At 36.9% G+C, this 12310-nt stretch carries 8 protein-coding genes; 4 read left to right on the top strand and 4 right to left on the bottom strand.

The genetic code is table 11. The features are described from left to right. Positions 1-4: 4 nt before the first annotated feature. Positions 5-2119, bottom strand: coding sequence for a TonB-dependent receptor plug domain-containing protein (locus tag ACJJVP_RS16715; RefSeq protein WP_405415466.1), 2115 nt, complete (start codon positions 2117-2119; stop codon positions 5-7). A 115-nt stretch (positions 2120-2234) separates the two neighbouring features. Here ACJJVP_RS16715 and ACJJVP_RS16710 point away from each other — a divergent pair, with 115 nt between their 5' ends. From ACJJVP_RS16710 to ACJJVP_RS16695, 4 genes are all read left to right on the top strand, one after another. Next, the gene (locus ACJJVP_RS16710; RefSeq protein WP_405415463.1) at positions 2235-3140 is read left to right on the top strand and encodes a DUF6607 family protein; all 906 of its coding nucleotides are present in this window, start codon (positions 2235-2237) and stop codon (positions 3138-3140) included. Between the two features lie 4 nt (positions 3141-3144). Then, positions 3145-4647 carry an ankyrin repeat domain-containing protein gene (locus tag ACJJVP_RS16705; RefSeq protein ID WP_405415461.1) on the top strand — a complete coding sequence of 501 codons (1503 nt, stop codon included), beginning with the start codon at positions 3145-3147 and terminating at the stop codon, positions 4645-4647. 51 nt (positions 4648-4698) lie between these two features. Further along, positions 4699-5184: a DUF2271 domain-containing protein gene (locus tag ACJJVP_RS16700; protein WP_405415458.1), complete on the top strand. Its 486-nt coding sequence runs from the start codon at positions 4699-4701 to the stop codon at positions 5182-5184. 380 nt (positions 5185-5564) lie between these two features. Further along, positions 5565-7760, top strand: a complete 2196-nt coding sequence (locus tag ACJJVP_RS16695; RefSeq protein WP_405415455.1) for a PepSY domain-containing protein — start codon at positions 5565-5567, stop codon at positions 7758-7760. A 613-nt stretch (positions 7761-8373) separates the two neighbouring features. Here the strand turns inward: ACJJVP_RS16695 and ACJJVP_RS16690 are convergent. From ACJJVP_RS16690 to ACJJVP_RS16680, 3 genes are all read right to left on the bottom strand, one after another. Beyond that, positions 8374-10329 carry a heavy metal translocating P-type ATPase gene (locus ACJJVP_RS16690; protein ID WP_405415453.1) on the bottom strand — a complete coding sequence of 652 codons (1956 nt, stop codon included), beginning with the start codon at positions 10327-10329 and terminating at the stop codon, positions 8374-8376. A gap of 56 nt (positions 10330-10385) precedes the next feature. Further along, positions 10386-10802 carry a Fur family transcriptional regulator gene (locus tag ACJJVP_RS16685; RefSeq protein ID WP_396634740.1) on the bottom strand — a complete coding sequence of 139 codons (417 nt, stop codon included), beginning with the start codon at positions 10800-10802 and terminating at the stop codon, positions 10386-10388. A 397-nt stretch (positions 10803-11199) separates the two neighbouring features. Beyond that, a complete protein-coding gene (locus ACJJVP_RS16680; RefSeq protein WP_405415450.1) occupies positions 11200-12171 on the bottom strand; it encodes a succinylglutamate desuccinylase/aspartoacylase family protein in 972 nt (323 codons plus the stop codon). Between the last annotated feature and the right edge of the window lie 139 nt (positions 12172-12310).

Here is a 12310-nt window from a genome sequence, read left to right as displayed (position 1 = left end):
TGGGTTAAAATTGATAATTTAGTTTTAGGTATCCTTGAATTCCCGGCATTGTCGGGATATTGTTATCGGTATAGTCCAATAGATTATTGGCACCTACCTGTAATGTGAGATTTTTATAAAATGTTTTGCTTATCGCTGCATTTAAGGTTACGAAACCATCTATAAAACTGGTATCATAATTATCTATGAGGTCGTTTCCATTGGTGTCGTACTGCGCGTATTTACTTCTATACAGTACACGCATATTTACATTGGTACTGGCAGACGGTATATCATAATACACCTTAAAATTAGCATTGTGTCGAGAGCGATTCACCAAGCCGAAATAGTCTGACTGTGATAATGCGACCGACTGCCCACTTTCAGTATCCCGCACAAATACTTGATTATCTGCTACATCTTGTTTTTTCTGCTTGTCAAAAGCATATAGCAATTGGTACCCGGCACTAATGTTCAGTTCATCGGTAATTTTGTAGCTTGAGTTGATTTCAAAACCTGTGGTGTATATTTCATCAAAATTCATGTAACTGAATACATTTTGACCATTTATTTTACGGGCGATAATGCGTGTGTCTATCAAGTTTTTGAAATCGTTTCTAAAGAAATTTACCTCTGTATTTCCACGACCGTGTTTTAAATTAAAACCTAGGTTATACCCAATAGAACTTTCTGCTTCTAAAGGTTTGTCAAGTTCATCTTCGGTAACCAATACACTAAGGATCTGTTCTTGTTCTACTAACTCTTGTAGTTTGTCTAAAGCAACATTATAGCCTAGTACGGTGTATCCAACGACAGAATTGGTAAAGTCGAAATACAGCTGTCTAAAATCGGGTGCTTTAAAACCGTAGCCAACAGAACCCTTGATCGATAGATTGTTATTTAATTGGTAACGCAAAGCCAATTTAGGGCTGAATTGGTTGTTGTATTCTGAGTGATTATCAAACCGTGCGCCGGCAATAATATTCAACTTTTCAATAGGATTAAAATTGTACTGTGCATAAAGGTATTGAGAGGTGAAGTTGACTGTTTCATCAAAATAGGTTCTGTCTAGCTCATCTAATTGTATACCCATACCAGCAGTTAAAGTTCCGTTTTGTAACCCCGTATTATTTTCGTTTTCAGAAGCAAAGGTGTAGCTGCCACGTACTTCTGGGCGAAATAGTTTTTGGTTAAAATCACTATCACTCAATACATTTGTAGAAATAGGATCTGCCAATAATTCCGTAGCCATATAATTTGTATAATAAAGCTCGTAGGCCACGGTAAGATTTGGGGTCCATTTATGGTCTAGTCTGGCGTGAGTATTCCATTCACGTTCTTTGGTATTACCTTCATATTGTATACTGTCTAGTGTAAAACCTGCATCTTGGTTTTGATCGTAATAACGTGCGGAGGTGAATAGGGATAGTTTATCGTTGAAATCATAATACAAACGACCATTTAAAGTGTAGTTGGTAAACGGATTCACGGTTTGCCCTTCTACATCTTCATTTAGATCATACCCGTTAGATGAAAATCTATTAACGAAAAATCCATAACGAAACTTTTTAAATGCTTGTTTCAAATCTAGATTAATATCCTGTTGAGTGAAACTTCCTATTCTGTAAGATGCATTACCACTTAAGGCTTCCGTTTGTGGTTTTTCCGTAATAATATTAATCACTCCGCCTAAGGCCTCAGAACCATATAAAGAGCTCGCGGGACCTTTTACGACTTCAATCTGTTTAATATTCCCTACGGTTAATCTGCTTAAATCAAAATTACCTGCACTTCTACCCACAAGAGGTACGCCATCTATTAGAATAAGAATATAGTCAGATGCGATACCTTGTATTTGTACGCCTTGAAATCCGCTTTCATCAGCAACGGTTATTATACCTGTTTGCTCGTTCAGTATTTCATTAAGTCGTACGGTTCCAGATTTTATAATTTGCTTTTTGCCTACTAAAGTTACGGGCAGGGGAAGTGAAGACAACTGCCTTTCTGTTCTTGTTGCGGTAACAATAACTTCGTCTAGTTGCTGTGATACTATAGAGTCTTTAAGATTTTCTATTTGGCTTTGTGCCGCTACAAACTGAGTACCTATAAGTAGTATTGTTGATACTAATCGAAATCGCATTATATTTATTTAGACCAATTCTTAATAACACTGCAAATATATAAACAATTCTTATTTAGAATAAATTAAAATAGTTATTTTTGTTATCGAACATAAAAATTAACAGACCTGTAAAATGAAAACAGTATTACCTACCATTATGGCACTAGTTATATCTGCCAGTGCTATTGCTCAAAAGACAAAGATGAAAGATGACCGTGAGGCTATAAAGAGTATGTGCGGTTGTTTTGAAGTAACATTCAATTTTGCTGAAACATTTAATCACAGTACAGATTCGCTATACAAGCCATCTAAGACCAAAGTTGATAAAGGTTTAGAGTGGGCAGAGCTGGTGACCGACGAGGACGATAAAATCTCTATTCAACATTTATTGCAAGTAGGTAACCCTGCAGATCCACATATTGTAAAGCACTGGAGACAAGATTGGTTGTTTGAGAATACTGACTTGTACTCTTACAATGCAGATAATAAGTGGATATTCTCAAAATTGCCTGCTGATCAGGTTAAAGGGCAATGGACACAAAAGGTATTTCAAGTAGATGATAGTCCGAGGTATGAGGGATCTTCTACCTGGGTTCATGTAGATGGTAAGAGTTATTGGGAAAATACTGCAGATGCGCCACTACCTAGGCGTGAGTATACTACTAGAAGCGATTATAACTTAACCGTTCGTGGTAACCGTCATGAAGTAACGGATTATGGATGGTTGCATGACCAAGATAATACTAAGGTAATTCGTGAAGCTGGTAAAGAAGATGTTATTCTTGCTCAAGAAAAGGGATATAATACCTATGTGAAAGTTGATGATAGCAAGTGTGCCGCAGCGGCTGCTTGGTGGAAATCAAATACAGATAAATGGGCTTTAGTGCGTACCAAGTGGGATGATGTATATGGTCGCAATCAAGACCTTTCTTTAGAACAGAAAGTAGATAATAAAGTATTATATAAATATCTTTTTGATGATGAATATGTTCAAAAAGGGGAGATAGAAGAAGTAATTGAATCATTTGTTAAAAAATAAGAACATGAAAACCGTAAAACAAATAGCCTTAACCGCTCTGTTTTTTGTAAGCTTCACTGGTATTGCACAGCAGAAAAATGAGTTGATAGATCGTAAATTTTGGAAGAGTAACCCAGATGTTGCTACCATAAAACAAAAAATCGCTGCGGGCAATGACCCTGCTGAGATGGATAGCAATTCTTTTGATGCTACTACTTTGGCAATTACCAGTAAGGCAGATACAGAGGTAGTTAAATATTTATTGTCTTTGGATGGAAACCCTGTCGATAAGAAAACTCATGATAGTCGTATTTATTTACACTGGGCAGCGTATGCTGGCGATGCTGAGTTGGTTCAATTTTTATTAGATAATGGTGCGTCGGTTACGGCTTTGGATAGTCATAGATATACACCACTTGCTTTTGGTGCAAATGCCGGACTTACAAACCCTGCAATTTATAATGCTTTTGAAAAGAAAGGTGTGAATTTAGTGGAGGAGAAAAATGAACATGGTGCTAATGTTTTACTATTGGCTGCACCTTCTCTTAAGACAGAAAAAGAATTGAATTTCTTCCTAGATAAAGGTTTGGCTTTAGATAGTAAAGATGAAGATGGTAACGGAATTTTCAACTACGCTTCTAAAAAAGGAAATATAGATTTTTTAAATCTTCTTATTAAAAAGGGAGTTGATTACAAGTCACTTAATGATAATGGAGGTAATGCTTTTATGTTCGCATCGCAAGGTGGCCGCGGATTCAGTAATGGCTTGCCCGTCTATACCTATTTAAAAGGTCTTGGTTTGGAACCTAATATTGTTGAGAAAAATGGGAGCACACCGTTACACCGTTTAGCTTTTGGTGCTAAGGACGCTGCTATTATTGAGCTCTTCTTAAATGCTGGTGCAGATGTAAACCAAGCGGATGAAAAAGGGAATACTCCGTTTTTAAACGCTGCTGCTAGAAACCAGCTTTCTATAGTTCAATTATTAGCTAAAAATCTGAAGGATATCAATGCTGCCAACAATAGTAGGGAAACTGCACTAATGCTAGCGACTCATAGTAACAAGGCAGATGTGGTTGAGTTTTTAATAAGTAAGGGAGCGGATATCAATGCTCAAGATAGTGCCGGTAATACGGCTGCTTACTTTTTGGCAGATTCATATAATAAAAGAAACGCCAAGGCTTTTGATGCTAAGTTAGCTTTATTGAAGTCTAAAGGATTAAAATTCAATACCGTTCAAGGTGAAGGTAATACGTTATTTCATGTGGCTGCTAAGAAAAATAACCTTGAGTTATTGAAAAAAGTGTCTGATTTTAATATCGATGTCAATGCTAAGAACGATGAAGGCTTAACTGCTTTACATGTAGCGGCAATGAAAGCAGAGAATGATAAGTTGCTTAAATTCTTACTTGCTAAAGGTGCAGATGCAAAGAGTACAACTGAATTTGAAGAAACGGTATATGATTTGGCTAGTGAAAACGAATTGTTGCAAAAAGAGAATACGTCTCTTAATTTCTTAAAGCAATAGAACCCTAAATCATATTTATAAATCTCTTATAGAGAACAAATTTTTATATACATGAACAAATTTTTAAAATATATTCCGGCAATTCTATTGGTCGGGTCCTTATTGACCGCATTCAATCCTGTAGATAAGACTCCTGTAAAGTGTCTAATACAATTAACAAACTATTCAGGTGAAGGTGCATATTTAATCGTATCTATTGTTGATGCCGATAATGAATATGTAGAAACGATTTACGTTCAAGGTAAAGACAGCGAATGGTACAGTGAAATTACAGAATGGTGGAAATTCTACGGAAAAAATCGCTCGAATATAGATGCTATTTCTGGTGAGACCATTAGTGGTGGAGAACGCGCACTGAATGTTTTACAAATTCCGACGGATAAAATTGACCAGGGTTATCAACTACGTTTTGAAACTTCTGTTGAGGATCAAGGGTATTATGCAGATGATATTCAGTTTCCGTTAACCACAGAAAACTTAACCACTAAAGTAGAGGGTAAAGGTTTTATTCGCTATGTACGCATGTTGCCTCAGTAATTGTTTTAAAGCATTGTCTTTGCGAGCAGCATTTCACGGCGAAGCAGTCTGCTGAAGAGTAGCTGCATGTGAGTTTTGCGTGACCATGAAGCAGATGACTTCTTTGCGAGGAGCATTTCGCGACGAAGCAATCTGCTGAATGGTGCCGGTATATGAGATTTGGGTTCCCGTGAAGCAGATTGTTTTTTGACGATTTTTAGTTAGCATGTCACATTGAGCGCAGTCGAAATGCATTGGTTGTGAGATACGAACCTATAAGTTCTCGACTGCGCTCGAAATGACATTAAGTATTTATTTTACAATCACAATTATATATTCCAGAATGTCTTAGTACAGACATTCTGGAATTTTTAAAATAATAAGATTACAAAATTACATTTATGACCATTTCTATTTGGCGCTTTAGTCATCTTACACTTGCCTTGGTTTCTTCACTATTCTTGATAGTGGCTTCTGTTACCGGAATCATTTTAGCGGTAGAGCCCATTTCTCACCAAGCAAAAGGCTATGCGGTAGAGAATAGGGAAGAAGTATCATTGGCAACGACCATAGATGCATTAAAGAAATCTTATGATGAGGTTTTAGAATTGGAAGTAGAATCATCAGGATTCGTAAAGGCTTCTGTTTTGACTATGGAGATGGAAACATTAGACATATATGTGAATCCTATTACGGGTGAACAATTAGGTGAGGTTGAAGAGCGACCGTACATATATACTTTTGCGACTAACGTACACCGTTCTTTATTTCTAAAAAGTATAGGTCGATTTTTTGTTGGTCTTATTTCTTTACTCTTATGTATTATTGCCATTACCGGGATTGTGTTGCTTGCTAAACGCCAAGGCGGATTTTTAAAACTGTTTTCTAAAGTCCAAAAAGATTATTTTGAGTTACGATACCATGTACTATTAAGTAGATGGTTTTTTATTCCCATTGTTATACTTGCATTTACGGGAGTCTATTTATCCGCGGAAAAATTCAATTTATTGCCAGATGCCGTTGTAGAACAATCTGAAGCGACAGTAGCCGATGCAGCTCCGCAATACGATAATATTACCGATATACCTTTTTTTGCGGAAACGAGTTTGGCAGATATTCGTCGGGTAGAATTTCCCTTTTCAAATGATCCAGAAGAATACTACCTCATAGCTTTACAGGATAAGGAGGTTGAGGTAAATCAGCAGACCGGTGAAATAGTAAGTAGTGGAGATTATCCTTTTGTAACTTTGGCTTCACGATTAAGTTTGGTACTGCATACGGGTGAAGGAAATGTCATTTGGTCCATTATTCTGTTACTTGCCAGTGCTTCTATTTTATTCTTTATGTATTCAGGTTTTGTAATGACCCTAAAACGTAGAAAGAAAGGAAAGCGCATTACCAAGATGGCAGATAAGGATGAATGCGAGTTTGTTATTTTGGTCGGTTCGGAAAGTGGTACTGCTTTCGATTTTGCCCAACGTTTGTATAACGGATTATCGCAAGTAGGGAAGAAGGTCTATTTGACCGAGCTTAATAAATATAGCATCTATGAAAAGGCGAAAAATATAATCATTTTCACATCTACGTATGGTGAAGGTGAGCCGCCAACAAATGCGCGTAAATTCCGTTCAAAATTTTCAGAAGTACAGCAGCCGAATTCGGTGGGTTTTTCGGTAGTTGGTTTCGGTTCTTTGGATTATCCCGATTACTGTAAGTTCGCAATAGATTTAGATGAGCAGTTATCGGCTTCCGATAATTTTACGCAGCAATTGCCACTATTTAAAATAAACAAAGCAGATTTTGAATCTTTTGAACTTTGGATGATTCAGTTGACAAATAAACTGGGGTTCATAATTCCTGTCGAAAGACCGTTGGTCAAAAAGAAGAAATATAAGAAAGTAGAGTTTGAAGTTTTAGAGCGAACAGATTTGAATGTGGATGATACCTTCTTGTTACGATTACAGCCAAAATCACATATTGAATTTACTTCGGGCGATTTGTTGGCAATTTTTCCCGCCAATGATGATACCGTTCGTCAATACTCCATAGCTAAAATTGGTAACGATGTTCTGTTGAGTGTAAAAAAGCATGAAATGGGAAGAGGCTCAAATTATCTTTTTAATTTAAATGTAGCGGACACTATTGAGGCTGCAATAGATGTGAATCCGCATTTTTATTTACCAGAAAATGCAAAAAATTCAATTTTCATCTCAAATGGTACTGGCATAGCTCCTTTCTTAGGAATGATCTCTGAAAATACAACTCAGAATATCTCAATGTTCTGGGGAGGACGTGAAAAGGCTTCTATGGAGATTTATAATTCCGTTTTGGAAAAAGCAGTCTCAAATTCTGAAAATATAAATGTATTTTCTTCCTTCTCCAGGGAAGGTGAAAAGCAATATGTTCAAGATGTCGTTTTAGAGCAAAAAGAGTTAGTGTTGAAAACCATTAACCAAAATGGCACAATTATGATTTGTGGGTCGCTGGCTATGCAACATGATGTTCTTGATGTGTTAGAAAGAATACTGCAAGGCAACCAAACCATCAGTTTTGAAGCTTTTGAAAAGAGCGGTCAGCTAAAAACAGATTGTTATTAAACGAATTGCGAGGAGCTTTTTGCGACGAAGCAATCTGTCGAATTTCTACACCAACTCAGTTTTAGGTCAACAGGAGACAGATTACTTCACTACGTTCGTAATGACGTTGGGTTTAAACTGAAGTTGTCATTGCTAGGAGCTTTTTTTGCGACGAAGCAATCTGCCGAATTTCTACACCAACTCAGTTTTAGGTTGCCAATAAACAGATTACTTCACTGTGTTCGTAATGACGTTTGGTTTAAACTGAAGTCGTCATTGCGAGGAGCTTTTTCGTGACGTAGCAATCTGTCGAATTTGTCTTGTATGCTAGTTTTGTATAACGATGTCACATTGAGCCAGCCTGCCGTTATGGATGGCGCAGTGGGAAATGCAGGGTTTATGATATACTAACTTAATAGTTCTCGACTGCGCTCGAAGTGACATTAGGTTCCGTCTTTGCGAGGAGCTTTTTTTGCGACGAAGCAATCTGTTGAATTTGTCTAGTATGTTAGTTTTGTATAACGATTTCATATTAAGCCTGCCTGCCGTTATGGAAGGCGCAGTCTTAGTGCAATGCTTGTGAGATTCTAACTTAATAGTTCTCGACTTCGCTCGAAGTGACATTAGGTTTTTCTCAGTCCCATTGCATCTTTTGCAATCGCACTGCATTTAATATCGCCAAAAGCGCAACACCAACATCGGCAAAAACAGCTTCCCACATAGTAGCTAATCCGCCGGCACCCATAGCTAAAACAATAAGCTTTACACTGAATGCCAGTGCAATATTTTGCCATACAATTTTACGAGTAGAATTTCCTATTTCAATCGCCGTTGCTATTTTAGTAGGTTGATCATTTTGTATAATAACATCGGCAGTTGCAATGGCGACGTCACTACCCAAGCCACCCATAGCAATACCAACATCACTTATGGCTAGAACAGGAGCATCGTTAATTCCGTCGCCTACAAAGGCAATTTTGGTATTGGATTGTTTTTTAAGTTTCTCTAATTCTTCTAGTTTTTCTTCCGGTAATAATCCGCCTTTTGCCCAGTCAATTCCTAATTCTTTAGCTACTTGTTGGGTAATGGAATCGGTATCTCCAGAAAGCATGATAATTTTATCAATTCCTGCTTTACGCATATTTGCTATAGCTTCGAATGCGTCATCTTTTAATTCGTCAGCTATGGTCACATAACCGGCAAATTTTCTATCTATAGCCATCATTACAATAGATTCTACTATACTTTCTGTTTCAATGGGAACGTCAATTTGATGCGAATTCATCAAGTTTTTGTTTCCGACCAAAATAGATTTACCGTTTACTATTCCTTTTAATCCTTTACCGGCAATTTCAATAACATCTGTAGCTTTAAACTTGTCTCCGTCTGTCTTATATTCCAAAATTGCCTTTGCAATAGGGTGTGTGGATTGTTTTTCAATGGCGATCAAGTAATTCATGAATTCGTCTTCGGTAAGGATCTGATCTTTAATAATATCCTTAATCTTAAAAACCCCTTTAGTTATAGTGCCTGTTTTGTCCATTACCACAGTGTTGACCTTGGTTATGGTGTCTAAAAAAGATGCACCTTTAAATAGAATTCCGTTTCGTGAAGCAGCTCCCAGTCCACCAAAATAACCTAACGGAATAGAGATTACCAAGGCACACGGACAAGAAATCACAAGGAAAATCAGGGCTCTGTACAACCAATCTTGAAAAACATAATTCTCTACAAAGAAGTAAGGTAAAAAGGTTAGCGAAATAGCTAGGTAGGTGACAATTGGTGTGTAGACTTTTGCGAATTTTCTAATGAACAGTTCTGTCTTAGATTTACGAGCAGTAGCATTCTGCACCATATCAAGAATACGGGCAATAGAACTGTCTTTAAAAACCTTAGTGGTCTCAATTTCAACCACTCCGTCTAAATTTATGCTTCCGCCGTATATGGCATCTCCTTTTTTAAGGGTATCAGGCTTGCTTTCTCCTGTTAGGGCTGCAGTATTAAAAGAACCTCTCTCTGATTGTAGTTTACCGTCTAGCGGGACTTTCTCGCCAACTCTGACTTGTATTATTCCTCCTATTTTAACCTCTTCTGGAGCGACGGAAATAAATTGATCATCACGGAAAACCAAGGCTTGATCTGGTCGCAGATCAAGTAAAGCTTTAATACTGCCTCTAGCACGCTGTACCGCAGCACTTTGAAAAAGTTCACCCACTGCGTAGAACACCATTACGGCAACACCTTCTGGATATTCGCCAATACCAAAAGCCCCGATAGTAGCTACACCCATTAAAAAGAATTCTGTAAAGAAATTCCCTTTTTTAATGCTTTTCCATCCTTCTTTTAATACAGGTAGGCCAACGGGTATGTATGCGATTATGTACCATGCTAATCGTACATATCCTTTGAAAAAATGTAGGGTATTGAAATAGTCTAATACCATACCAGTAACAAGCATTGTAAAACTTATGAGTGCTGGTAGATATAAATTGAAATTTGATGTATCTGTTGCTGCTTCATGGCTATGCCCCTCGTCACTGCAATGGGTGCAAGTACTCTTTGCTTTTGTAAATGTTTTTAAATCTGTCATCTTCTTTTGCATTATAACACAAAGGTGGACAAAAGAGTGGTGCAACAGAAGTGCATTTAATGGTCGCTACACGAATCGCATATACCTTTAATGACCAAATTGGCATCTTCCGCAATGTAACCTGCAGGTAAATTGATATGTGGAATTTTGTGTTCGGTCAAACAAACAGTTTTGTCACATTGTCCACAGTGAAAATGTAAGTGTAAATCTTGATCAATCTCGCAATTACAGCCGGGTTGACATAATGCAAATTTTGAAACATTGGTGCCATCATCTATTTGATGCACAATACCTTTTTCTTCAAATGTTTTTAAAGTTCTGTACAGTGTAGTTCGCTCCGCTTTTTCAAATGCATTCTCAATATCGGTAAGCGCTACTGCATTTTGTTTGCCAGCCATGAATTTGTAAATAAGAATACGCATAGCAGTAGGGCGTACACTTTTGTTATCTAATGTTTTTTCTATTTCAGTCATGCAAAAACGAAGTTTAAAAATACGCTTAACACTAATGTAATCAATGTTTTAAAAGATTTCAACTTCAGAGGATCTTTAACTTTAAATTAAGCAATTTAAGGTGTTTGAAACTGCTTACTTTTTGTTGTAAAGTGCTGAAAATTTGAAAAATAACGTGTCTGAAAGTGATTTTTTTGAAAATGACGATTACCGATTAAAAAATCTCTAAATCATGGTCCTTCTTTAGTTGAAAAAATGGAGATGTTTTAGCTATAGTTGCCTCAATTTTTGAGCTAGTAATCTAGGTTTTTGTTTGGCGGTTAATGATCCTTCAGTCAGTAAGATAGCAGATTTTAATTACAGATGATCTTTAACTTTTTTTGTCTTTATTTTTGAAAACTCAAAAAGCGTTTGATGTCTATTCAATATCGTGAGCAATATGAAAAATAGCATCACCTTGATTCACAATAGGTGATTCGTTTATGCAAATTATATATCCTGAATCTTTTGCTTTTACTTTCTTTTCAAAATACCCGAACGGACCAGAAATACTTCCTATTTCTTCTCCCTTTTCTACTGCTTGTCCAATTTTGATTGAAGGGTGAAACATACCTGAATGTTTTGCTCGAATCCATTTAGAGGCATGAACCAATTTTGGAACAGTTTCTTTCAAGGCATATTCTCCAAGTTCTTTTTCGAAATTTCGCATGCCTAAGTGATGCATTATTCGCAATGCGCCAACAATACCAGTATCGGTTATTTCGCTGTCTATTTTAAGCGATTTTCCGCCTTCATATAATAATACCTTCTTATCAAGTTGATGCAGCGTCTCACGAAACGATTTTTCTCTTCCGGCGGACTTTACAATGAATTCTGCGCCAAATACTTTTGCCAGTGCTAATCCGTCCACATCATCTTTGTCGATTCTTATCTGCGGAGCGTTAAAGCGGCTATCGCCCCCAGTGTGGTAATCTATACAGTAATCTATAACCGGTGCAATATCTTTTACTAAATGATAGGCAAAACGGCTTGCTAAGGATCCTCTTAAGCTACCAGGGAAAACCCTGTTCAAATCTCTGCCATCAGGGAATTGACGGGTCTGGTTTAAAAATCCGAATATATTTACAACGGGAATACAAATAACCATTCCACATTCTGGCTTGTTGAATTTTTTGGATACTATTTGTCTTACAATTTCTACACCATTAATTTCATTACCGTGAATACCACCATTAATCAATAGTGTAGGACCATCTTTTTTACCGCGCTGCACAATTACCGGAACTTCAATTTTGGTTCTGGTGTGTAATTTTGCGATATCCAAATTCAATTGTGCGCCTTTGCCCTTCTGAATGGTTTCTCCTAAAAGTGTATATTTTTTATTAAACATCTTGTATTACCTACATTAAGATTTCTACTATAACCTAAAAGGTTACGGTTTGGTATATTTTAATCGGTAAAATTAGTTTATAAAAAGATGAGTATTACTCAAAAAAGTTATTTGTTTATGGGGCGATTAATAGTGAATC

The sequence above is a fragment of the Maribacter sp. Asnod1-A12 genome (assembly GCF_045063735.1).
GTDB lineage: Bacteria > Bacteroidota > Bacteroidia > Flavobacteriales > Flavobacteriaceae > Maribacter.
This window is presented reverse-complemented; position numbering and strand designations above follow the sequence as displayed.